At 61.9% G+C, this 23,898-nt stretch carries 15 protein-coding genes and 1 riboswitch; of the genes, 13 read left to right on the plus strand and 2 right to left on the minus strand.

Annotated elements, in window-relative coordinates; genetic code table 11:
* Nucleotides 1-93: 93 nt before the first annotated feature.
* The 5 genes from K3174_RS12695 to K3174_RS12715 all read left to right on the plus strand — a co-directional run bounded on the left by K3174_RS12695 (nucleotide 94) and on the right by K3174_RS12715 (nucleotide 9,998).
* Nucleotides 94-2,895, plus strand: a complete 2,802-nt coding sequence (locus K3174_RS12695) for a TonB-dependent receptor (RefSeq protein WP_221559060.1) — start codon at nucleotides 94-96, stop codon at nucleotides 2,893-2,895.
* Nucleotides 2,896-2,999: 104 nt separating this feature from the next.
* Nucleotides 3,000-4,517: a tryptophan halogenase family protein gene (locus K3174_RS12700; RefSeq protein WP_345719649.1), complete on the plus strand. Its 1,518-nt coding sequence runs from the start codon at nucleotides 3,000-3,002 to the stop codon at nucleotides 4,515-4,517.
* A complete protein-coding gene (locus K3174_RS12705) occupies nucleotides 4,514-6,343 on the plus strand; it encodes an alpha-amylase family glycosyl hydrolase (protein ID WP_221559061.1) in 1,830 nt (609 codons plus the stop codon). The genes K3174_RS12700 and K3174_RS12705 overlap by 4 nt, the downstream gene beginning before the upstream one ends.
* Nucleotides 6,340-7,959 carry an alpha-amylase family glycosyl hydrolase gene (locus tag K3174_RS12710; RefSeq protein WP_221559062.1) on the plus strand — a complete coding sequence of 540 codons (1,620 nt, stop codon included), beginning with the start codon at nucleotides 6,340-6,342 and terminating at the stop codon, nucleotides 7,957-7,959. The genes K3174_RS12705 and K3174_RS12710 overlap by 4 nt, the downstream gene beginning before the upstream one ends.
* A gap of 2 nt (nucleotides 7,960-7,961) precedes the next feature.
* Entirely contained in the window at nucleotides 7,962-9,998 is a 2,037-nt protein-coding gene (locus K3174_RS12715; protein ID WP_221559064.1) for a glycoside hydrolase family 97 protein, read from the plus strand.
* Nucleotides 9,999-10,064: 66 nt separating this feature from the next.
* Here the strand turns inward: K3174_RS12715 and moaA are convergent, their stop codons facing one another.
* Nucleotides 10,065-11,042 (minus strand): GTP 3',8-cyclase MoaA, encoded by a 978-nt coding sequence (gene moaA / locus K3174_RS12720; protein ID WP_221559066.1) that lies wholly within the window; start codon nucleotides 11,040-11,042, stop codon nucleotides 10,065-10,067.
* A gap of 102 nt (nucleotides 11,043-11,144) precedes the next feature.
* Nucleotides 11,145-13,175, minus strand: a complete 2,031-nt coding sequence (locus tag K3174_RS12725) for a glycoside hydrolase family 3 C-terminal domain-containing protein (RefSeq protein ID WP_221559068.1) — start codon at nucleotides 13,173-13,175, stop codon at nucleotides 11,145-11,147.
* 132 nt (nucleotides 13,176-13,307) lie between these two features.
* On the opposite strand from K3174_RS12725, the gene K3174_RS12730 reads away from it, so the two are divergent.
* The 8 genes from K3174_RS12730 to gcvPB all read left to right on the plus strand — a co-directional run bounded on the left by K3174_RS12730 (nucleotide 13,308) and on the right by gcvPB (nucleotide 23,890).
* Complete coding sequence (locus K3174_RS12730) at nucleotides 13,308-14,279, plus strand: ArsR/SmtB family transcription factor (protein WP_221559070.1); 972 nt, start codon at nucleotides 13,308-13,310, stop codon at nucleotides 14,277-14,279.
* Nucleotides 14,280-14,296: 17 nt separating this feature from the next.
* A complete protein-coding gene (metF, locus tag K3174_RS12735; RefSeq protein WP_221559152.1) occupies nucleotides 14,297-15,202 on the plus strand; it encodes a methylenetetrahydrofolate reductase [NAD(P)H] in 906 nt (301 codons plus the stop codon).
* A complete protein-coding gene (locus K3174_RS12740; RefSeq protein ID WP_221559072.1) occupies nucleotides 15,199-16,239 on the plus strand; it encodes a homocysteine S-methyltransferase family protein in 1,041 nt (346 codons plus the stop codon). Before metF ends, K3174_RS12740 begins: the two co-directional genes overlap by 4 nt.
* A gap of 102 nt (nucleotides 16,240-16,341) precedes the next feature.
* Entirely contained in the window at nucleotides 16,342-18,945 is a 2,604-nt protein-coding gene (gene metH / locus K3174_RS12745) for a methionine synthase (protein ID WP_247712153.1), read from the plus strand.
* Between the two features lie 56 nt (nucleotides 18,946-19,001).
* A riboswitch (glycine riboswitch) is annotated at nucleotides 19,002-19,097 on the plus strand.
* Between the two features lie 149 nt (nucleotides 19,098-19,246).
* Nucleotides 19,247-20,422, plus strand: a complete 1,176-nt coding sequence (gene gcvT / locus K3174_RS12750; protein WP_221559076.1) for a glycine cleavage system aminomethyltransferase GcvT — start codon at nucleotides 19,247-19,249, stop codon at nucleotides 20,420-20,422.
* 5 nt (nucleotides 20,423-20,427) lie between these two features.
* Nucleotides 20,428-20,799: a glycine cleavage system protein GcvH gene (gcvH, locus tag K3174_RS12755; protein ID WP_221559078.1), complete on the plus strand. Its 372-nt coding sequence runs from the start codon at nucleotides 20,428-20,430 to the stop codon at nucleotides 20,797-20,799.
* 92 nt (nucleotides 20,800-20,891) lie between these two features.
* Nucleotides 20,892-22,259 (plus strand): aminomethyl-transferring glycine dehydrogenase subunit GcvPA, encoded by a 1,368-nt coding sequence (gene gcvPA / locus K3174_RS12760; RefSeq protein WP_221559080.1) that lies wholly within the window; start codon nucleotides 20,892-20,894, stop codon nucleotides 22,257-22,259.
* Nucleotides 22,256-23,890: an aminomethyl-transferring glycine dehydrogenase subunit GcvPB gene (gcvPB, locus tag K3174_RS12765; RefSeq protein WP_221559082.1), complete on the plus strand. Its 1,635-nt coding sequence runs from the start codon at nucleotides 22,256-22,258 to the stop codon at nucleotides 23,888-23,890. Before gcvPA ends, gcvPB begins: the two co-directional genes overlap by 4 nt.
* Nucleotides 23,891-23,898: the final 8 nt, after the last annotated feature.

Here is a 23,898-nt window from a genome sequence, read left to right on the forward strand (position 1 = left end):
CGGAAATCGCAACAGAATGCGAAGTCCGTGGGAGCGAGGAAATACAGCCTAGGCAACCGCGCAAGGTTCCGGGCACTTGGGGAGTGCATTGAAATGGCAATTCGCAGCAAGCTTTCTGCAACCGTCAGCCTGTCGGCATGCGCGGTGGTGCTCGGCAGTATAGCAGTGCCGGCTTTTGGGCAGGACGTCGACGAAACCGCTGAGACTCAGCCGACCGAAGAGGCGGGCGAGAGCTCTGACGATGTCATCATCGTTTCCGGTTTTCGTGAATCGCTGGCAAGCTCGGTTGCCGAAAAACGCCGTAGCGACCTGATCCTGGAATCGGTGACGGCCGAAGACATCGGCAAGCTGCCCGACGATTCGATCGGTGAATCGATCGCGCGTCTGCCTGGTGTAACCTCGCAGCGTCTGAACGGTCGCGCCAACGCCATCGCGATCCGCGGCCTCGGCCCGGATTTCTCGCAGACGCTGCTCAATGGACGCGAGCAAACCTCGACCGGCGACAATCGGGCGGTGGAATTCGACCAGTACCCGTCCGAGGTCGTCAATCAGGTGGTGGTATACAAGACGCCTTCTGCCAGCCTTGTGGGCCAGGGACTGGTCGGCACGATCGACGTGCGCACGATCCGGCCGCTCGAAACATCCGAGCGGGTCATCGCGATCGGTGCGAAGGGGTCCTATGCGGATCTGGGTGCGCTCAACGCCGGGTCGAAAGAGTTCGGCTATCGCGTCAATGCGACCTATGTCGACCAATTCGCTGACAACACGCTGGGCGTTGCGCTGGCGGCCGCCTATACCGACGAACCCTACCAGCTGCAGGAATTCAACGCTTGGGGCTATGCGGGCGACGGAACCGCGGGTAACCCATTCGTGATCGGCGGCAGCAAGAGCTTCGTCACCTCGACCCAGCTCAAGCGCTTCGGCGTCAACGGCACGGTTCAATGGGAAGCCTCGCCGACCTTTATGGTAACGGTCGACGGTTTTTATTCGAACTTCAATGACGACCAGTCGAAGCGCGGCATCGAGCTTCCCCTGGCCTTCGGCGGTGGGTTCGATGTCGATCCATACGATCCCGCGACCGGGACTACGACCAGCACAGCCTTCGGGGAGTTTGCAAACAGCGGAACCTTTACCGACGTCCGGGGTGTTGTCCGCAACGATATCTTCCAGCGCAAAGCCGATCTCTACTCGGGCGGCATCAATCTCGATTACGAGGGCGACGATGGCTGGAGCGCGTTCTTCGACTTCGGTTATTCGCGTACCGACCGCAACGAGCTGAGCATCGAGAGCTATTCGGGCACTGGCTACAATGGCGACGGTTTCGATCCTCAGGGGGATGGCACCAGCTTGTCCGACACGATCGACTTCATTTCGGACAGCAATGGAACGAGCTTCAATCCGACGCTCGACTACAGCGATCCGAACCTGATCGTGCTGACCGACCCTCTCGGCTGGGGCGGAAGCCGGATTCAGGCCGGCTACTACAACAACCGCATCATCAAAGACGAGCTGTTCCAGTATCGTCTCGGCGTGGCCAAGGAGATCGAAGGCTTCTTCTCGGCGATCCGTTTCGGACTGAATTATACCGATCGCGCCAAAGGCCTGACGCCGGACGAATTCTTCGTGTCGCTTCCCGATGGTGCGACCGAGGCGCCGATTCCGCAAAGCGCGCTGCTGCGGAGTACCAATCTGGATTATCTCGGATTGGGACCTGTCGTCAGCTATGATGCCCGCGACTTGATCGCCGACGGCACTCTGATCCTTGACCCGAACACGTCGAACGACATTCCGGCCAAGGCCTACCAGATTTCGGAAAAGCTCATGGCCGCCTATCTCCAGGTGGATATCGAGCAGGAGCTCGGCGCAGGGGTGCTGACCGGTAATCTCGGCGTGCAGGCCATCAACACCGAGCAGAACTCTACCGGTCTCGCCTTCATCGATCTTGATAATGACGGTACCCAGGATCGTGTCGACCTGTCGCTCGGCGACAATTTCTGGGACGTGCTGCCGAGCATGAACCTTTCGCTACGCTTCGACAGCGGGTGGGTCTTCCGCTTCGCCGCCAGCCGCCAGATACAGCGCCCACAGCTGGACGACCTGCGCGTTGCGATCAGCTACGGCATCAACAACAACGAGGCCGAAAGCCCGACCGGCCTTGCGCCCTTCATCAGCGGCAGCGGCGGCAATCCGCTGTTGCGTCCCTATCGGGCGAACGCCGTCGATTTCAATGTTGAGAAATACTTCGCGGGCGGTGCGGGCGTGGTCGCGCTCCAGGCTTTCTACAAGGACATCGTCAGCTATATCGACGGCTCGCGGACGATATTCGACTATAGCGCTTTCCCGGTCCCGGCGGGCCAGACGCCTGCCACGCCGATCGGTTTCCTGGATACCGAGATCAACACCGGTGGCGGCGATTTCTACGGCGCGGAACTGTCGGCAACTATCCCGTTCGACATCTTTACCGGCGCCTTGAACGGCTTCGGCGCTACGGGCGGCGTCGGCTATACGAAGACCAAGATCGAGAACGCTCAAGGTGATGTCGACCAGATCCCCGGCTATTCGGAATGGGTCGCCAACGGCACGCTGTATTACGACCTGAACGGGTTCAGCGCACGCGGCAGCGTTCGGTATCGCTCGGAGTTTCTTGCCGACTTCACCGGCTTCGGCGGTTCGGCGACACGTCGTCTGGCCCGGGCGGAGACCATCGTCGACGCGCAGATCGGCTACGAATTCCAGTCGGGCAGCGCGCTTGAAGGTCTGTCGCTCTACATACAGGGGCAAAACCTGACCAACGCGCCGTTCGTTTCGCAATTCGATGTACCGGTACCCGAAGCGGTGATCGACAACCAGAGATACGGTCGCCGTTTCCTCGCCGGGTTCACCTACAAGTTCTGACCGCTAAGGGTGGGCGGAGAGATGCAAATGCGCCTCTCTCCGCCCACCGAGCGGTTCGTCGCGCTTGCAGCCGATGCTGGACGTGGCGATGAGGGAAAGTCTTTGTGACCCAACGCACTCCCCCTCGATTCGTGATTGCCGGCGGCGGCACCGCCGGCTGGATGGCAGCGGCCACACTGGCGCGTTTCGTCCCGCGGGGAACGGACATCGCGCTGGTCGAGAGCGACAGCATAGGCACCGTCGGGGTCGGCGAAGCCACCATCCCGCAACTCCATCTGCTGCATCGCGCTCTCGGCGTGAACGAAGCGGAGTTCGTGCAGGCGACCAAGGCGAGCTTCAAGCTCGGCATCGAATTCGACGGCTGGTCGCGCGCAGGCGAACGCTACATGCACGCCTTCGGCCCGGTGGGGCGCGCCTCAGGCCTGCTGTCGTTCCACCATTACTGGCTACGTGCGAAAGGCCTCGGTCTCGCCAAGCCGGTGGGCAGCTATTCGCTCAACGAGCAGGCGGCGCGAAAATTGCGCATGCAGCGCGGGCGACGCGCAGCGCGCATGCACGAGATGCCCTACGCCTACCATTTCGACGCCGGGCTCTACGCCGCCTTCCTGCGCCGCTATGCCGAGGCCCGCGGGGTGGTCCGCCACGAAGGTCTGATCGAGCACGTCGAACAGGACGGCCAAAGCGGCGCGATCACCGTTCTGCGGCTCGACGGCGACCGCACGGTCGAGGGTGACTTCTTCATCGACTGCACTGGCTTTCGCGGGCTGCTTATCGACCAGGCGCTCGGCACCGGTTACGAGGACTGGACCGACTGGCTGCGTTGCGACCGCGCGCTGGCGGTACCCTGCGCGAACGGCGGCGATTTCACGCCCTATACGCGGTCGATCGCACGCAAGGCGGGTTGGCAATGGCGCATTCCGCTGCAGCACCGGATCGGCAACGGCCTAGTCTATTCCAGCGCACATATGAGTGACGAGGAAGCCGCCGATATGCTGCTGGGCAATCTCGACGGCGAACCACTGGGCGAGCCGCGCGCGATCCCCTTTACCACCGGCAAGCGCCGCAGGATGTGGGTCGGCAACTGTCTCGCGCTCGGCCTCGCGGCGGGATTCATGGAACCGCTCGAATCAACCAGCATCCATCTGATCCAGAGTAGCATCAGCCGGTTCCTGAGCGTGCTACCATCGGGCGCTCCCGACCCGGCCGCGATCGACTGGTTTAACGCGCAAAGCGATTTCGAATGGAGGCGCATCCGCGATTTCCTCGTGCTCCACTACACCGCCAATGCACGCGAAGGCGAACCCTTCTGGGACGCAGTGCGCGCCATGGACTTGCCCGACACGCTCTCCGCCAAGATAGACCAGTGGCAAGGCACAGGCTTCATCCATCGCGAGCACGAGGAACTGTTCACCGAAGTAGGCTGGTTTCAGGTGCTGGCCGGGCAGGGCGTCGAGGCCCGCCGCTACAATCCGCTGGCCGATGCATTGTCAGAAGGCGATCTGCGCAAGCTGCTCCACGATACCGAAACCGCACTGGTCGAAGAGGTCGGACACATGCCCCGCCATCTCGATTTCGTGCAGCACCTCGTTAATTCGCTCCAGTCACAGGAAGTACTCGCATGATCCGTTTCGCCCTGCCGCTGCTCGCGCTCGTCCTTCCCGCATGCGTCCATGCGCAGGCCGCGCCGGAGCCCGCCGAAAGGAGCTTCCGTGAGCGCGCGCCGTCCGACGAGATCGTCTATTTCGTGCTCCCCGACCGGTTCGAGAATGGCGATCCGTCGAACGACACGGGCGACTTCACCGGCGACCGCCTCGCCACGGGCTACGATCCGACAGCCAAGGGCTTCTTCCATGGTGGTGACCTGAAGGGCTTGACCCAGCGTCTGGACTATCTCGAACGGCTCGGCGTCACGGCCATCTGGTTCGCGCCGATCTTCCAGAACAAACCCGTGCAAGGCCCGGCGGGCGACGAAAGCGCGGGCTATCACGGATACTGGGTGACCGACTTCACCCGGCCTGACGGGCATTTCGGCACGCGTGAGGAGTTCAAGGCGTTCGTCGATGCCGCGCATGGCAGGGGGATGAAGGTCTATATGGACATCATCACCAACCATACGGCCGACGTCATCAGTTACGCCGACGGCGATGCCACCAACTTCGAATATCGCAGCAAGGGCGATTATCCCTATTCAACCCGCGGCGGGCCCGAAGGTGCGCCGATCAATCCCGGTTTCATGGGGGATGAGGACTCTAGCGAGGAAAACTTCGCGAAGCTGGTCGATCCGAACTACGCATACACGCCCGAAGTGCCGGTCGCGGAACGGGAAGTTAAAATTCCCGCCTGGCTCAACGATCCGATCTTTTACCACAATCGCGGCAACAGCAGTTTTACGGGCGAGGATAGCAGGTTCGGCGATTTTGCGGGACTGGACGATCTGTTTACCGAACATCCGCGCGTGCGCGCCGGGATGATCGAGATCTTTTCGAACTGGGTGCGCGATTTCGGCGTCGATGGCTTTCGCATCGATACTGCGCGGCACGTCGATCCGGGTTTCTGGCAGACCTTCGTCCCGGCCCTTGAACGGGTGGCCACGGAGAACGGTATCCCGAACTTCCACATGTTCGGCGAGGTCTACAAGGAAGCTCCCGAGAGCGGATACATAGCGGAGTATACCCGCCGCGACAGGCTGCCCGCTGTGCTGGACTTCGCTTTTCAGGCAGCGATGCGCGACGTGCTCGGCCGGGGAAAGGGTACGGTGGTGCTGGCGCATATGTTCGATGGCGACGTGCTTTATGAAGGCGGCGAGGAAACTGCGCTCGGTCTGCCGACCTTCCTCGGCAATCACGACATGGGCCGCTTCTCCACGCTGATCAAAGCGGACATGCCCGATATCTCCCAAGAGGAACTGCTCCAGCGCGTCATGCTGGGCCACGCCATGATGTTCAGCCTGCGCGGTTCGCCGGTGATCTATTACGGTGACGAACAGGGCTTCGTCGGCGACGGCAACGATCAGTCGGCGCGCGAAGACATGTTTCCTTCCCAAACCGCCGTCTACAACGACAACGACCTGATTGGCACCGATGCCACTACGGCGCAGAGCAATTTCGACGAGCAGCATCCGCTTTTCAAGCTGATCTCGGAATTTTCGGCCATCCGCAAAGCACACCCGGCTTTGATGCGTGGCAGGCAGCTGGTCCGTCAGTACGAACAGGAGCCCGGCATCTTTGCCGTCAGCCGGTTCGATCCCGACACGGGAACGGAATATCTTGCCGCTTTCAACACCACCGGGGCTGAGCGCAGCGCGAATATTGCCGTGGGTTACGCGGCGCGCAGCTTCGAGCAGCTAACCGGCGATTGTCCGGGCGCCGTGACAGCACCCGGAAGTGCTGCATTTACCTTGCCAGCGTTCGGTTGGGCGCTTTGCCGCGTGACGGAGACAGCCGAATGAACCGCGCCGCCACCTTCGAAAACGTCAGCTCGGAGTTGTCTGCCATGCCCTGGTGGAAGGGTGCAACGATCTACCAGATCTATCCGCGCAGCTTTCAGGATTCCAACGGCGACGGCATCGGCGATCTTCCCGGCATAACGCAGCGTCTGCCGTATGTGGCCAGCCTCGGGGTCGATGCGGTCTGGATATCACCCTTCTTCAAATCGCCGATGAAGGATTTTGGATACGACGTTGCCGATTATTGCGATGTCGATCCGATTTTCGGCACGATCGCCGATTTCGATACACTCGTGGCCCGTGCGCACGAGCTCGGGCTTAAACTCCTTATCGACCAGGTCTATTCGCACACCTCGGACGAACATCCCTGGTTTGCCGAGAGCCGCTCGAGCAAAAGCAATCCGAAGAGCGACTGGTATGTCTGGGCCGACGCCAAGCCCGACGGGTCGCCGCCATCGAACTGGCAATCGGTGTTCGGGGGGCCGGCATGGACGTGGGATGCCCGGCGCGGTCAGTACTATCTGCACAATTTCCTCAGTTCCCAGCCGCAGATCAATATGCACAACCCGGCCGTGCAGGACGCGATCCTGGGCGTTATGCGGTTCTGGCTGGATCGCGGGGTGGACGGCTTCCGTATCGATGCGCTTAACTTCGCGATGCACGATCCCGAATTGCGCGACAATCCGCCTGCACCGGCGACCGACAGGCCGCGCACCCGGCCGTTCGATTTCCAGCTCAAGAAATACAATATGTCGCATCCCGACATACCGGCATTCATCACCCGGATCCGGGCATTGACGGAAGAATATGACGGCATCTTCACGGTCGCGGAGGTCGGTGGCGACGAAGCGGAAGCGGAGATGAAGGCATTCACGACCGGGGAAAGCCATCTCAACTCCGCCTATGGCTTCAATTTCCTCTATGCCGAGAAGCTGACGCCGGGCCTGGTCTGCGCCGCACTGGCCGAGTGGCCCGATGCGCCGGATGTGGGCTGGCCGAGCTGGGCCTTCGAGAATCACGATGCGCCGCGTGCAGCAAGCCGCTGGTGGCCGGAAGAACACCGCGATGCCGCATTGCGCATGAAGATTCTTCTGCTCTCCTCCCTGCGGGGAAACATCATCCTCTATCAGGGTGAAGAATTGGGGCTGGGCCAGGTCGATATTCCGTTCGACCAGCTTCACGATCCCGAGGCCATCGCCAACTGGCCGCTGACCCTGTCGCGCGACGGCGCCCGTACGCCAATGCCATGGAATTCGAATGCGGCGGATGGCGGTTTCGGTTCGCTATCGCCCTGGCTGCCGATGGGTGAGGATAATCTGGCCCGTGCCGCCGATATCCAGGAGCTTGACGAGCATTCGCTCTTCAACGCAACCCGGCTGGCGATTGCGCTCCGCAACGCACATGCGGCGCTGCGCTACGGCAAGGTCGTCGATTGCCATGTGGAAGGCGACCTTCTGGAATTCCGGCGCGAGGCTGCCGGGCAGACCATCGGATGCCGCTTCAACCTGGGAGCCGGCACTATCGCACTGAAACCGGCAAACGGGAACATTCTACACGCCGAAAACGGCGCATCGGCAGATGCCCTTCCCCCCTTCGGCACGTTGATCTGGGAGATTTAACGATGAACCGCCTGATCGCGCTCGCCTGCGCACTATGCGTGCCTGCAGCCGCCGCCAATGCCGGGACCGTGACCTCTCCCAATGGCCGGATAGTCGCCACGCTCGACGCCGACGCGGAAGGTGTTCCCTATTACGAGATCACCCGCGACGGTGAGGCGCTGATCGCCAAATCCAATCTCGGTTTCAATTTTACCGATGCGGATCCGATGCGCCGCAATTTCGAAGTCGCAGGCGAAACGAAGAATAGCGTAAAAACGCGCTGGGAACAGCCCTGGGGCGAGCGTCAATGGGTCGATGACCATCACAGCGAACTGGCACTGACGTTCCGCCAGCGCGACGAGAAAGCGCGGCAGGTAACGGTGCGGATGCGCGTATTCGACGATGGCGTCGGGTTCCGCTACGAACTTCCCGAAAGTGCCGCCCAGCCCGAATACCGCATCGCCGAGGAACTGACCGAGTTCAACATCGCGGAAGATGGCACGGCATGGTCGATCCCCGCGGGGGACTGGAACCGCTACGAATATCTCTATTCCAAAACCCCGATAAGCGCGCTTTCCACCGTCCACACTCCGGTGACGATGAAGCTAGATGGCGGCACCTATCTGGCCTTTCATGAAGCGGCGCTGGTGGATTATTCGGGCATGTGGCTCAAGCGGATGGACGGGACGCGCCTGCGCGCACTGCTGGCCCCTTCGAGCCGCGGCGCAAAGGTCGTTCGCAAAGGCGCCGTCGTAACACCCTGGCGTACCATACGAATTGGCGAGACACCGGCCACTCTGGTCGAAAGCGATATCGATCTCAATCTCAACGAACCGAACAAGCTTGGCGACGTTTCCTGGTTCGAGCCGGCAAAATACATCGGTATCTGGTGGGGCATGATCCGCGGCGACTGGAGCTGGGCACAAGGTCCCGATCATGGCGCCACGACCGAACGAACCAAGCAGGTTATCGACTTTGCCGCCGAGCATGGTTTCCGCGGTGTGCTGGTCGAGGGCTGGAACGTCGGCTGGGACGGTAACTGGTTCGGCAATGGGCGCGACTACAGCTTTACCCAGTCCTATCCGGATTTCGACCTGAAAGAAGTCACCGATTACGCGCGCGGCAAGGGCGTCCACCTGATCGGTCACCACGAAACCGGCGGCAATATTCAGGTTTACGAAGCGCAACTGGCCGATGCCATGAAACTGTACGGCGAACTGGGCGTCGATGTAGTCAAGACCGGTTACGTCGCCGATGCTGGCGGGATCATCTCCTGCAATGCCGACATTGCCGACCCGTGCGGCGAGGAAATTTTCGAGTGGCACGATGGTCAGCGTCAGGTGCAGCACCACCTAAAGGTCGTGCAGGAAGCGGCGAAGAACAAAGTCGCGGTGAATCCGCACGAACCGATCAAGGATACGGGTCTCCGCCGCACCTATCCCAACTGGGTCGCGCGTGAGGGCGCACGCGGACAGGAATACAATGCCTGGAGCAAATACGGCAACGGACCGGATCACGAACCGACGCTGGTCTACACCCGCATGCTGTCGGGGCCGATGGATTTCACCCCGGGCGTTCTCGGACTGGTCGGCGGCGATGGTGTACCCATGTCCTCGACGCTGGCGAAACAGCTTGGTCTGTATCTCGCGATCTACTCGCCGATCCAGATGGCCGCAGACTTCCCGGAAAGCCTTGCGGAACATCCCAAGGAGCTCGAATTCATCAAGCAGGTTCCCGCGGACTGGGCCGAAAGCCACCTGATTGCAGGCGAGATCGGCGATTATGCCATATTCGCCCGCAAGGACCGGAACAGCGCGGACTGGTATGTCGGCGGCGTCAACGATGCCACCGAGCGCACCGTAACGCTGACGTTCGATTTCCTCGAGCCGGGCAAGACCTACACCGCCACTGTCTGGAAGGATGGCCCGGACGCGAACTACGAGACCGAGGCGCGGCATCAGATTGCTTATGACACACTGACCGTGAAGCAGGGCGATACGTTTACCGTCCGGCTGGCTCCTGCAGGCGGTCTGGCGGTGCGGATGACACCGCGCAATTGATCGAACGGCCGTTGATGAATGCCGTAGCTGTATCGACCGGTGAAACGATCAATCCGCTACGGTATTCTAACCACCCGTTGCGCTCATATGCCGGGCCAATGCCGGTGCACGGCGCGTGATGTCGAATTCGTGCCTCAACGGCTTGCCGGCAAGCAGTCGATCGAGCGCTTGATCCAGCCCGTCAGGTCCGCCTGTTCGGATGATGTCGCGCAATTCGACCTTCTGATCGTGCCCTAGGCATCCATACACCGTCCCAGTCGCAGCGATGCGAATGCGGTTGCAGCCGGAACAGAAATTGTCGCTCAGCGGCGTGATGAAGCCGATACGCGTGCCGGTTTCGGCAATGTCGAAATAGCGCGCCGGACCGCCGGTTCGGTGAGCGGACGGAATCAGCGTGAAATCCCGCTCCAGCGCCGCACGCACTTCTGCCAGCGGTAGATGGGTCGATTGGCGATCGATCGAAACTTCGCCCAGCGGCATGGCTTCGATCAAGGCGAGATCGAAGCCGCGCTCGCCGCACCAGGCAAGCAGAGCGGGCAGTTCCCGCTCGTTCAGACCACGCATGGCCACAGTATTGATACGAATGGCAAGGCCGGCTTCGCGGACCGCCTCTATTCCGGCAAGGACCCGGGCGAATTCGTCGCGCCGGGTAAGTCGCGCAAAACCTGCCGGATCGAGCGTGTCGAGGCTGACATTGATCCGGCGGACCCCGGCCTTGGCCAGATCCCCAGCCAGTTCCGGCAAGCGTGTACCGTTCGTGGTCAGGGTCACTTCTTCCAGGCCACGTTGCCGCAGCTTTGTGAGCCGCGCGATGAGATCGACTATCCCCTTGCGCACCAGCGGTTCGCCTCCGGTGAGCCTGATCCGCTTCACTCCGCGCCGGACCAAGTGCCGGGCCAGTTTCTCGATTTCTTCGAAGGTCAGCAATTCGCGCCGCGGAACGAACTGCATGTCCTCGGCCATGCAATAGGAGCAGCGCAGGTTGCAACGATCCGTGACGGAAAGGCGGACATAGTCAATTCTGCGACCGTGCGCGTCGTGCATGCACACATCTTTACACAGTGGCAGCACATGTCGAAACGGAATAATCGGCTCGCCGGGCTTTGGCGATGGTCTGAGATTGCCCGAAGGTGCCGCCTCGAGACCTTACGCGGAATTTCGCATCCGTCCGAACAGCGCCGGAAACGGGTCGATGGAGCGCGCTTTGCCCATCGCTTGCGCCAATGCGGGTGGAATGGAGATTTCCGCCGCGTGTGCTTGACCCTCGCTGAGGCCTACCGCGACCATGTAACTGCCGGGATCGATAACGAACTTGCCGTTCCTCTCGAAACGTCCGAGCTGATTGCCGCCGATCTCGAACAGTAGCCTGCGGCTTTCGCCTGCCAAGAGGGACACGCGCTGGAAATCCGACAGTTCGGAACGCCCGTATCCTCTGCCCGCTGGACGCTTCAAATAGAGCTGGACCGTCTCCAGTCCTTCGCGATCACCCACATTGTGCAGCACCGTGCTGACGACTACGCGGTCATGGCCCAGTTCGGCACTGTGGTCTTCGAGCGCGAACTCCGAAAATCCCAGCCCATGGCCCAGCGAAAGACCGGTGCGGCCCTTGTCGATCAGGCCTATAGATAGCCGTCCGCACGGAGCAAATTTCCCGGCCAGCACCTGAGCGATGGCATGGCCCGACGTTGTACCCAACTGCCCTGCATGCAGCACGCATGGCAGTTTCTCCCCCCCGATATCGGGATCGAGCGGGCGCGAGCCCAGCGTAACCAGCACGACGTTGCCGTTTGCAACCCGCAGCGCTTCCAGCAGGGTCTGCTGTGCTTCACCCAGCTCGTCCGTCTCGCCAAGAACCACGATCACCGTTCGGGAACGGCGGGCAGCCTCACTGGCCATGCCGATTGCCATTCTGTCGGCATTGACCAGTCTGCCCGACTGCGATTGGTCGCGCTCTTCGCGAAGGGCCAGGCCCGGAACGTATTTGTGCCTGAGACCCAGCGCGTCGAGACCGTCGATGAGGCTGGCCCCATCGCGGTTCGCTTGGGCGGTAGGCAGCGAACGGTCCGTTGCGGCGAGGCCCACGACGAGAATTGCGCCGGAGTCGACGCTCAGCGGAAGCAGGGCCGGTTCGTTGCGCAGGAGAACGATCGAATGCAGCGCCGCGTCGAGCGCAACCGTACGTGCGTCGCGGGGTGTTTGTGACCGCGACGGGCGTTCGTCCGGGCCATCCGCGCGAAACAGGCCAAGATCGTATTTCGCGCCCAGTACTCTGCGGACCGCATCGTCGATTTGCAGCGCGGTAATCCGGCCTTCGTTGAGCGCCGCCATGACGGCGCCGACCGAAAGGCCGACATAAGGTGCGCGGCGACTGTCCTGACCGGCTCCGCGTGCGACTTCGCCCCATTCGGCCAGATCGATCCCCTCGTATCCGCCGGGTCCGCCGATCGAGAAGGCTGGGCCATCGGCGTCGCCGCCAATGTCGAAGGCATCCTGAGTGACCGGGTCGAGCGCCACGCTTGCAGGCTGCGATTCGCGCAGAACACCGGCTACCAGCCTGAATTTCTCCGCTATCGTGTGAGGCATGCGACGATTGGTCCATGACGCATCGTCCACCCTGAGGCAGGCGAGAGAACCTTCGTCACTACCATCGTCGTGCTGGATTCCCCGCACGCTGGCCGATGCGAGCGACCGCGCCAGTAGTTCGGATGCGCTCCAGGTCGACGAAATGTCCGCTTCGGTAGGCCAACTGCTCAGCGACACGTCCGGTCCGAGCAGCCAGTTCTTCCCCGCATCGCGTGCTTCGCCGGCTATGATTCTAGTCGCATTCTCGACGATATCGGGTGCCCAGCTGGCTGACAGCGCGAAAGGGCTGGGCATGACGACCGTGTCGCCCCGGCCCAATTCGTCCGCGATAAGCAGCGGTATGCCAAGGCGTGTTTCCTCGATGGCAATGCGTCTGAACTTGGCGAGTTCGACCTGCGATCCGCTGCCGACCAGACCGCAGAGTTGACCACGCTTCAACTGATCGCGCAGATATCGCGTATCGCTGGTATCGCCCTGGGCCGGGACCGGGCGCAGCACGAGCTGACCGATTTTCTCTTCCGTCGACATGATATCGAGCAGGTCTTCGACGAAGCGCTCGCGTTCGGCGGCGTTCTGGGTTGGGCGTAGGGCCATGCCCACCGGTTTCCGGCAGAATGGTAAATATCAGGTTTGGATTTGAAATTTCGTCGCTGCGAAAGCACAATTGGTCGCCAACATCCTCAGGTGATTTACAGATATAAAAATATCTTTATATCACCTGCTGCGATGCGCACCGACACCCTCTTTCGCGCCCTGGCCGATCCGACGCGTCTCAGGATAATGCGTCTGCTCGGTTCGATGGAACTGGCCGTCGGAGAAGTGGCGCAGGTTCTCGGTCAGAGCCAGCCGCGGGTATCGCGTCATATCGGTATTTTGTGCGATGCTGGCCTTGCCGAACGTCGACGCGAAGGCAGCTGGGTGTTCCTGCGCGCGTGCGCCAGTATCGGCGAAGCGCCGCCGCTTAATGTTGCGATCGTCAACCTGTTGGCCGAAGCGGAAGCCGTCGATCATCGGTTCGCCGAGGAATGCGACCATGATCGGCGCAGGCTCGCCGAAATCCGCCAGCATCGGGAGAGTGAGGCCCAGGCCTATTTTTCCGACCATGCACATGACTGGGACGAACTGCGTCGCCTTCATTCTCCGGACGAAGCTGTCGAAAAGAAGCTGGCCCATGCCCTTGGCGATGCGCCGTTGGGTCGCCTGCTCGACATAGGCACGGGCACGGGGCGAATGGCGGAACTGTTCGCCGAACGCGCCGAACGGATCGTCGCGCTCGACAAGAGCCTCGCAATGCTCCGCGTGGCACGGGCCAAATTACAGCATTTCCCGACGGAGCGGGTTGAACTGGTGCAGGGCGATTTCGGCTCGCTGCCATTCGCCGCCGCGAGCTTCGATACCGTGCTTTTCCACCAGGTGCTGCACTTCGCACAGATGCCCGGCGCGGTGCTGGGGGAAGCCGCAAGGGTCACCCGACCTGGCGGACGGATCGCAATCGTCGATTTCGCCGCGCACCAGCGCGAAGAACTGCGGGACCGGCATGCCCATGCGCGCCTTGGTTTTGAGGACGGCCAGATGACGGGATTGCTCGATGGAGCGGGGTTCGAACCCACCGCGCCGATCGCGCTCGACGATGGCGAACTGATAGTGAAAATCTGGATTGCGCAGCGAAGCGCCGAAAGCAGGAAGGCAGAATTGTGAGCCCGACCCTCGATCAGATGCGCGAGGCCCAGCGCGCGCTCGAAGCGCCCCTTTTCTCCGGCCTGCCAGGCGATATCGACGTAAGTTTCGAGTTCTTTCCGCCCAAGAGCGAAAAGATGAACGGCACGCTGTGGCGCAGCGTGGAAACGCTCGCTCCTCTCGGCCCGCGTTTCGCCAGCGTCACTTACGGTGCCGGCGGCTCGACGCGTGAGCGCACCCACCAACAGGTCGTGCGTATCCAGAGCGAGGCGGGCATTCCGGCTGCGGCGCACCTGACCTGTGTCGAGGCGACGCGTGAGCAGGTCGACGAGGTCGCGCGTCATTATTGGGAAGAGGGCATTCGTCACATTGTCGCGCTCCGTGGGGACCCACCCGACGGCCAATCGCGCTACGCCCCGTATCCCGGCGGCTATGCGAACGCCGCGGAATTGATCGCGGGGCTGAAGAATGTGGCCGATTTCGAGATTTCGGTTGCCGCCTATCCCGAAACCCATCCGGATTCGCCCGACCGTCAGGCCGATCTCGACAATCTCAAGGCCAAGTTCGATGCGGGGGCGACGCGCGCGATCACCCAATTCTTCTTCGATCCGCAATGCTTCTTCGATTTCCGCGATCGGGCAGTGGCGGCCGGGATCGAAGGCGAAATCGTGCCGGGTATCATGCCCGTTCTCAGTTTCGCGGCGGTCCAGCGCATGTCTGGCCTGTGCGGCACGGCCATCCCGTCCTGGATGGAAGGATTGTTCGACGGGCTCGACGATCGTCCCGAAGCACGCCAGCTGGTCAGCGCGACCATCGCCGCCGAACTGTGCCGCCGTCTGTATGCCGGCGGGGTACGCCAGTTCCATTTCTACACGCTCAACCGCGCGGAGCTGAGCTATGCGATCTGCCACATGCTCGGACTGCGCCCCAGGATAGAATCATGACCAAGCGCGAGGAATTCGAAGCTGCCGCCGCGCAGCAAATTCTGATCAAGGACGGACCCTATGGCACTGCCATCCAGCGGGCCAGGCTTTCGCCCGAGGACTATGCCGCAGGGACCGATCTCGAGCAGGAGCAGAAGGGCAACAACGATCTCGTCAATCTGACCCAGCCGGATGTGATACGCGGAATTTGCGACAGCTATATCGACGCCGGGGCGCATATCCTCGCGACGAACACGTTCAATGCCAATCGCATCAGCCAAGCCGATTATGGCGCCGAACACCTGGTACACGAGATCAACGTCGCTGCCGCGCGCATCATTCGCGCAGCTATCGATGCCTGCGATGACGGTGTGCCGCGCTTTGTCGCGGGCGCGGTCGGGCCGACGAACAAGACCTTGTCGCTGTCGCCGGACGTTGAAGATCCGGGATTCAGAGAGGTGACCTTCGATGAAATCGTCGAGGTCTATCGCGAACAATGTCTCGCGCTGATCGAAGGCGGGGCCGATTTCATTCTTGTCGAGACGGTGTTCGATACGCTCAACTGCAAGGCCGCGATCATGGCTGTGAAGCAGCTTGAAAGTGAGCTCGATCGAGATATCCCACTGATGATTTCGCTCACGCTTACCGATCTCTCCGGCCGCAATCTGTCGGGTCACACGGTGGAAGCCTTCTGGTACACGGTCAGGCACGCTAGACCGCTGACGATCGGGCTCAATTGCAGCTTCGGTGCGGAGCAGTTGCGCCCGCATGTTCAACTGCTGTCCGACATCGCCGACACCTGGTTGATGGCTTACCCCAATGCCGGCCTGCCCAACGATCTCGGCGAATATGACGAACTGCCCGAGACGACTGCCGCGCTGACCCGCATCTGGGCGCAGAATGGCCGCGTCAACGCGCTGGGTGGTTGCTGCGGTTCGACGCCCGAGCATGTCGCAGCGATGGCTGCAGCCATGAAGGGCCTCGCACCGCGCGTGTTGCCGACCGTTGCACCCGATATGCGGCTGGCCGGGCTCGAACCATTTTCGGTGGCAGCATGACCGAACGACGGTTCGAACGCATCGTCAAGCGTGACTTCGATGTCGGCGAAACCCTTTACGACGCAGTCGTGCCGGCGCGCGATTTCGAACGGACCTGAATCTATGAACGATCGCACGACCGCCCGGTTCGTCAATATCGGCGAACGCACCAATGTGACCGGGTCAGCCCGGTTCAAGAAGCTGATCATGGCGGACGATTACGAAACCGCCGTCGAGGTCGCGCGCGATCAGGTCGAGAATGGCGCGCAGGTGATCGACGTCAATATGGACGAAGGCCTGCTCGATGCAGAAAAGGCCATGACCACCTTCCTCAAACTGATCGCCGCCGAACCCGATATCGCGCGGGTGCCGGTGATGATCGACAGTTCCAAATGGAGCGTGATCGAGGCCGGGCTGAAATGCGTATCGGGCAAGCCGATCGTCAATTCGATCAGCATGAAGGAAGGCGAGGACGCGTTTCTCGGCCATGCCCGCAAATGCATGGCCTACGGTGCTGCCGTTGTCGTCATGGCGTTCGACGAGACCGGGCAGGCCGATACGAAGGAGCGCAAGGTCGAAATCTGCGCGCGGGCCTACGATCTGCTCACCGGTATCGGCTTCCCGCCCGAAGATATCATCTTCGATCCCAATATCTTCGCCGTGGCGACCGGGATCGAGGAGCATGATCGCTATGGCCTGGATTTCATCGAGGCGGTGGAAGAGATCAAGGCGCGCTGCCCGCATGCGAAAACGAGCGGGGGCCTGTCCAATCTGAGCTTCAGCTTCCGCGGCAACGAGACCGTCCGCCGCGCGATGCATTCGGTGTTCCTCTTTCACGCGATTCCCGCCGGGCTCGACATGGCGATCGTCAATGCGGGACAGCTCGACGTTTATGACCAGATCGATCCGCAATTGCGCGAGGCCTGCGAGGACGTGATCCTGATGCGCCGCGACGATGCGACCGAGCGGCTGATCGAGCTTGCCGAAAGCTACAAGGGCAAGAGCGCGGCCGATGAAAAGGCGGCGGAGGAATGGCGCGGATGGGATGTGCGCCGACGGCTGGAGCATGCGCTGGTCAAGGGCATCGATGCGCATGTCGTCGCCGATACGGAGGAGGCACGCCAGCAATTCGACCGCCCCATCGAAGTGATCGAAGGCCCGCTGATGGACGGCATGAACGTCGTCGGTGACCTGTTCGGCAGCGGCAAGATGTTCCTGCCGCAGGTGGTCAAATCCGCCCGCGTGATGAAGAAGGCAGTGGCCCACCTGATCCCGTTCATCGAGGCGGAAAAGGAAGAAGGCGCGCGCGCCAAGGGCAAGATCGTGATGGCGACCGTCAAAGGCGACGTTCACGATATCGGGAAGAATATCGTCGGCGTCGTCCTGCAGTGCAACGGCTACGAAGTAATCGATCTGGGCGTAATGGTGCCGTGGTCGAGGATTCTCGAGGCGGCCAACGAAAACGATGCCGATATGATCGGTCTGTCGGGCCTGATCACGCCCTCGCTCGACGAGATGGTGACCGTTGCGGAAGAGATGAAGGCGGCGAACATGACCATGCCCCTGCTGATCGGCGGGGCGACGACCAGCAAGGTGCATACGGCGCTGCGGATCGATCCGGCCTATCCGGGGCCGGTCATCCATGTGCTCGACGCGAGCCGCGCGGTTGGCGTCGCCAGTCGTCTGCTGTCCGACACCCAGCGCGACGGGTTCGTGGACGAAACGGCGACCGAGTACGCCAAGGTTCGTGAGGCACGTGAGGGGAAGGCGCAGAGCGTACTGCTGACCCTCGACGAAGCCCGCGCCAACTACTTCGATGCCTATCTGAGCGACAAGGCGGCGCCTCCCTTGCAGCCCGGCTTACATAGGTTCGGGAATTGGGCGCTTGCCGATCTGCGGGATTACATCGATTGGACCCCGTTCTTTCGGGCCTGGGAATTGCATGGCACCTATCCGAAAATTCTCGACGACGAGGTGGTGGGGGAAACTGCGCGGCAGCTCAAAGCCGATGCCGATGCCATGCTGGACCGGATAATCGGTGAGAAGTGGCTGACAGCCAAGGGGGTGGTCGGGTTCTGGCCCTGCGCGCGCGACGGCGACGACGTTACCATTCACGATGCAGAAGGCGAAACGCACACGGTTCTGCCGTTCCTGCGCCAACAGGTGAAAAAGAGCCGCGACCGGGCGAATATGTGTCTGGCCGACTTCATCGATCCGGCAGGTGACTGGATCGGCGGTTTCGCGGTCGGCATCCACGGCATCGAGGAGCATTCGAAGCGTTTCCTTGCCGACAAGGACGACTATTCGGACATCCTTCTGAAGGCGCTGGCCGATCGCTTTGCCGAGGCATTCGCCGAGCGGCTGCACCAGCATGTCCGTACCGACCTGTGGGGCTATGCACCGCAGGAACAGCTGACCAACGAGGCCCTGATCAAGGAAGAATATCGCGGCATCCGTCCGGCTCCGGGCTATCCCGCCTGCCCGGATCACAGCCTCAAGCCGATTCTGTTCGGCCTGCTAGATGCGCAAGCGCAGACGGGCATCAGTCTGACCGAGAATTTCGCCATGTATCCCACCTCGGCGGTCAGCGGCTTCTATTTCGGTCATCCAGAGGCGGAGTATTTCGGTGTGGCCCGGATCGGGCGCGACCAGCTGGAAGACTATGCTGCCCGCCGCGGTGTGGACATCGCCACTGCGGAGCGCTGGCTGCGGCCAAACCTGGATTGACCGGGGCGCGGTAATCGCGCAGGGCTGTTCTGTCGGCTGCAGGAGCGATTCTGCGGCAGGCGCGCATGGGAGAGCCCGGACGGCGACGTCCATCCGGCGCCGAAGGAGCAACCGCCCCGGAAACTCTCAGGCCAAGGGACCGTGCGCACCATCGACACTCTGGAAAGCGCCTCTGCACATGCGGTGGCCACCGAAGGGGTAAGCGTACTCATCAGTGCGCCAGTCTCTCAGGTTTCCCGACAGAGGGGGCATGGATCACAGCCGCTCCGGCAACGGGGCCGCCATGCTGTCGGGATAGTTGATGAGCGACCAGGACGAATTCGAGGAACCGGAAACCGAGACGCTGCCACTGGATGCGTGGCATCGCCGCAAGGGCGCGCGAATGGTTCCGTTCGCCGGCTATCACATGCCGATCCAGTTCGAAGGGATCGTCGCCGAACATAACTGGACGAGACAGCAGGCGGGCCTGTTCGACGTCAGCCACATGGGACAACTGCTGGTTACCGGCGAGAAGGCGGCCGAAGAGCTGGAGAAACTGCTTCCGGGGGCGATCGCCTCGCTGAAGCCGGGCAAAGTCCGCTACTCGCTGCTGGTAGACGAGAATGGCGGCATTCTCGACGATCTCATGGTCACCAACGCGACGCCCTGGATCGAGGGCGACGAAGAGGCCGGCTCCGAAGGCCGTTGGGGTGAACCGGCCTATTACCTCGTCGTCAACGGCGCGACCAAGTGGGACGACATCGGTCATTTGCGTGAGTTTATCGATGATGAAGTAACACTAACCCACATGGACGAGCATGCGCTTATCGCGTTGCAGGGGCCCAATGCGGCCACTGCGCTCAACCGCGTGATGCGCAATGTCATCGACGACATGGTGTTTATGGAGAGCGTGACGCATGATTTCGGCGAATGGCCACTGCGCATCACGCGCTCGGGCTATACCGGCGAGGATGGGTTCGAGATATCGGTCCCCGCCGAGTTCGCCGAAGCGCTTGCAGACCGGCTGTGCGCGGAAATCGAGGTGCGCCCGATCGGCCTCGGCGCGCGCGATAGCCTGCGCCTCGAAGCGGGTCTGCCGCTCTATGGCCACGACATCACCGCCGAAACCGATCCCGTCTCTGCAGATCTCGGCTTCGCGCTGACCAAGCGCCGCCGGGAGGAAGGCGGCTGGATGGGTCATGATAAAGTGATGAAGGTGCTCGAAGATGGTCCCGCTCAGAAGCGCGTCGGGCTTGCCATCGAAGGCCGCATGCCCGCCCGCGAGGGAGCGCTGGTCTATTCCGGCAACGAGCAGGTTGGCCGCATCACTTCGGGTGGTTTCTCGCCTACGCTCGAGCGGCCCATTGCCATGGGCTACCTTGATACTGCGCTCACCGCCGAGGGAACGGAACTCGAGGTCGAGGTTCGTAACAAGAGACTGCCCGCGAAGGTCGCATCGCTGCCCTTCGTCCCCCATCGCTATCACAGAGGGAAATGACAGTAATGGCTCGATACTTCACCGATGAGCACGAATGGATCGACGTCGAGGGAGACACCGCGACCGTCGGCATCACCGACTACGCGCAAGGCCAACTGGGTGACATTGTCTTCGTCGAACTGCCCGATGCCGGCACCGCGATCGATAAGGCCAAGGACGCCGCTGTGGTGGAAAGCGTCAAAGCGGCGAGCGACGTCTACGCTCCGATTAGCGGTGAGGTGATTGAAACCAACAGCTCGCTCGAAGCTGATCCGGCGCTGGTCAACACCTCGCCCGAACAGGACGGTTGGTTCTTCAAGATGACCATCGGCGACAGCTCGCAGCTCGAAGGCTTGATGGACGAGGCGGCCTATAAGAGCTTTTGCGACGGGCTCTAGTCGTCACCCCAGCGCAAGCTGGGTTCGGTTTCAGTAATGTCCGGCTTGGCGGACAGCGATCCCAGCTTGAGCTGGGATGACGGGATATTGAGATGCGCTACCTACCCCTGACCGATAGTGACCGTTCGGCAATGCTCGATGTAATCGGCGCTCCCGACATCGACGCATTGTTCCTCGACGTGCCCGAAGAAGCCCGGATCTCCGGTCCGATCGAAGGCCTGCCGATGCACGCCAGCGAAATGGCGGTCGAGAAGCACATGCGGCGGTTGTCGAAGAAGAACCTGGCAGCGGCGGACGCGGCCTTCTTCCTTGGCGCAGGCGCCTACAAGCATCACATTCCGGCGAGTGTCGACCACATTATCCAGCGCGGCGAGTTTCTGACAGCCTATACTCCCTATCAGCCGGAAATCGCGCAGGGCACGCTGCAGATGCTGTTCGAATTCCAGACGCAGGTTGCGCGGCTCTATGGCTGCGCGGTGGCCAATGCCTCGATGTACGATGGTTCGACCGCCTGCTGGGAAGCGGTGGCGATGGCTAGCCGCATCGCGAGGGGCAAGAAGCGCAAGGTCGTGCTCTCCGGGGCGCTGCATCCGCATTACGCCGAGGTCGTGAGGACCATGGCGAAGTTTACGGACGACGAGATTGCCGGTGCGCCGCCGAGCCTGACCGCCAAGCCCGACGATGAGGGCCTCATAGCTCGCATCGATGAAGATACGAGTTGCGTCGTGGTACAATATCCCGATATCCTGGGCCGCTTGCCCGATATCGCCAAAATTGCCGAGGCCGCGCACGAGAGGGGTGCTCTGCTGATCGCGGTCAACACCGAACCCGTTGCGCTTGGCGCGGTCAAGTCGCCGGGCGAGCTCGGCGCGGACATCGTCGTCGGTGAAGGCCAGTCGATCGGTGTCGGTCTGCAGTTCGGCGGTCCTTATCTCGGCCTCTTTGCCGTGCGCGACGAGAAGCACGTCCGCATGATGCCCGGCCGCCTGTGCGGCGAGACCGTGGACGCGGAGGGCAAGCGCGGCTTCGTGCTGACGCTCTCGACCCGCGAACAGCATATCCGCCGCGAGAAGGCGACCTCAAACATCTGCACCAATTCGGGTCTCTGCGCGCTGGCCTTCAATGTCCACATGACATTGCTTGGCGAGAAGGGGCTGCGCCGTCTGGCGATGGAGAACCATCGGCTCGCCTGCCTGGCTGCTGACCGGCTGGCGAAAGTACCTGGCGTGAAGGTGCTCAACGATGCTTTCTTCAACGAGTTCACCCTGCTGCTCGACGGCGATGCGCGTGCGATCGTGCGGAAGCTGACCAAGCAGAATATCCTCGCGGGCGTATCGCTCGGACGTCTTTTCCCGGGGAATGACGGTCTCACCAACGGCTTGCTGGTGGCAGTGACCGAAACGACTACGGAGGAGGACGTGGAAACGCTTGCCGCTGCCCTTGAGGAGGTGCTGGCATGAGCGCGCCCAATGCATCCGGCTGGAAACCCGGAACACCCGTCGAAGGCCACAACGCGATGAGCGGCCCCGATACAGCTACGGGCAACCGCGCGCTGATGCTGGAGGAGCCGCTCTTGTTCGAGATCGGTCATATCGAGACTACGGGGGTCGATTTCGACTTTGCCGGCAAGCTCGACCTCGCGGGCGTCGAGCAGCCTCAGCCGCCTAGTCCAGCGCCATCTTCGCGCCTTGGAGGATTCGAAAGAACAGAGCCGATTGGGCTGCCCGGCCTCTCGGAGCCTGAAACCGTTCGCCATTACACGCGCCTGTCCCGCCAGAACTACGCGATCGATCTCGGCCTCTTCCCGCTCGGTTCTTGCACCATGAAGCACAACCCCCGCCTCAACGAGAAGATCGCGCGCATGCCCGGCTTTGCCGACGTCCACCCGTTGCAGCCGGTCGACACGGTGCGCGGTGCGCTGGAAGTGATCAACGAACTGGCCTTCTGGCTGATCCATCTCACCGGCATGCATGGCGTCGCCATGAGCCCCAAGGCCGGAGCTCACGGCGAATTGTGCGGAATCCTGTGCATTCGCGCGGCTCTCGAAGCCCGGGGGGATGCGCGCGAGGTCATTCTCGTCCCCGAAAGCGCGCACGGCACCAATCCCGCTACCGCGGCTTTCGCGGGCTACAAGGTGGAGGACATCCCGGCGACGCCGGAGGGCCGCGTGGATCTCGAAGCGCTCAAGGCTCGTCTCGGACCCGATGTCGCGGGCGTGATGATCACCAACCCGAACACCTGCGGCCTGTTCGAGCGCGATATGAAGGCGATCTCCGATGCGGTCCACGAAGCGGGTGGCTTCGTCTATTGCGACGGTGCGAACTTCAACGCCATTGTCGGCAAGGTTCGCCCTGGCGATCTGGGCGTCGATGCCATGCACATCAATCTGCACAAGACTTTCTCGACCCCGCATGGCGGCGGGGGACCGGGCTCGGGCCCGGTGGTGCTGTCCGAAGCGCTGAGTCCGTTTGGCCCGCTGCCTTATACGGCGCGTACCGGAGATGGGGTCGTTCATCTCGTCGAGGAAGAGGACGCCGAGAGTTTCGCCAAGGAGCATTTTGGCGGGCCGTTGCAGCATTTCGGCCGCATGACGGCTTTCCACGGCCAGATGGGCATGTTCACCCGGGCGCTGAGCTATATCCTCAGCCATGGGGCCGATGGCCTCAAGCAAGTTGCGGAGGACGCCGTTCTCAACGCGAATTATGTGCTGCGCAGCCTCGACGGCGTGCTCGATGCTCCATTCGGGCCGAGCGGGCCATGCATGCATGAGGCGCTGTTCAGCGATAAGGGCTTTGCCGATGGTCTCTCGACGCTGGATCTCGCCAAGGCGCTGATCGACGAGGGCTATCACCCGATGACAATGTATTTTCCGCTGGTCGTTCACGGCGCGATGCTGGTCGAGCCAACCGAGACCGAGAGCAAGGCCGCGCTGGACCAGTTCATTGTGGCCCTGCGCAGCGTGGCGGAGCGCGCCAAGGCCGGAGACGAAAGCCTCAGGACCGCCCCTCATTACGCCCCGCGGCGGCGGCTCGACGAAACGCTGGCCGCGCGCAGGCCGATGCTGGCTTGGAACGATCCCGATTTGGCATGAAGAGTCTC

This window comes from Qipengyuania qiaonensis (genome assembly GCF_019711515.1).
In the GTDB taxonomy this organism is placed as follows: domain Bacteria; phylum Pseudomonadota; class Alphaproteobacteria; order Sphingomonadales; family Sphingomonadaceae; genus Qipengyuania; species Qipengyuania qiaonensis.

Excerpts from the sequence above, each read along its gene's own strand:
- K3174_RS12695 (WP_221559060.1), top strand. The coding sequence starts at position 94 with ATGGCAATTCGCAGCAAGCTTTCTGCAACCGTCAGCCTGTCGGCATGC.
- K3174_RS12705 (WP_221559061.1), top strand. The coding sequence starts at position 4,514 with ATGATCCGTTTCGCCCTGCCGCTGCTCGCGCTCGTCCTTCCCGCATGC.
- K3174_RS12710 (WP_221559062.1), top strand. The coding sequence starts at position 6,340 with ATGAACCGCGCCGCCACCTTCGAAAACGTCAGCTCGGAGTTGTCTGCC.
- K3174_RS12715 (WP_221559064.1), top strand. The coding sequence starts at position 7,962 with ATGAACCGCCTGATCGCGCTCGCCTGCGCACTATGCGTGCCTGCAGCC.
- moaA (WP_221559066.1), bottom strand. The coding sequence starts at position 11,042 with ATGCACGACGCGCACGGTCGCAGAATTGACTATGTCCGCCTTTCCGTC.
- K3174_RS12725 (WP_221559068.1), bottom strand. The coding sequence starts at position 13,175 with ATGGCCCTACGCCCAACCCAGAACGCCGCCGAACGCGAGCGCTTCGTC.
- K3174_RS12730 (WP_221559070.1), top strand. The coding sequence starts at position 13,308 with ATGCGCACCGACACCCTCTTTCGCGCCCTGGCCGATCCGACGCGTCTC.
- metF (WP_221559152.1), top strand. The coding sequence starts at position 14,297 with ATGCGCGAGGCCCAGCGCGCGCTCGAAGCGCCCCTTTTCTCCGGCCTG.
- K3174_RS12740 (WP_221559072.1), top strand. The coding sequence starts at position 15,199 with ATGACCAAGCGCGAGGAATTCGAAGCTGCCGCCGCGCAGCAAATTCTG.
- metH (WP_247712153.1), top strand. The coding sequence starts at position 16,342 with ATGAACGATCGCACGACCGCCCGGTTCGTCAATATCGGCGAACGCACC.
- gcvT (WP_221559076.1), top strand. The coding sequence starts at position 19,247 with ATGAGCGACCAGGACGAATTCGAGGAACCGGAAACCGAGACGCTGCCA.
- gcvH (WP_221559078.1), top strand. The coding sequence starts at position 20,428 with ATGGCTCGATACTTCACCGATGAGCACGAATGGATCGACGTCGAGGGA.
- gcvPA (WP_221559080.1), top strand. The coding sequence starts at position 20,892 with ATGCGCTACCTACCCCTGACCGATAGTGACCGTTCGGCAATGCTCGAT.
- gcvPB (WP_221559082.1), top strand. The coding sequence starts at position 22,256 with ATGAGCGCGCCCAATGCATCCGGCTGGAAACCCGGAACACCCGTCGAA.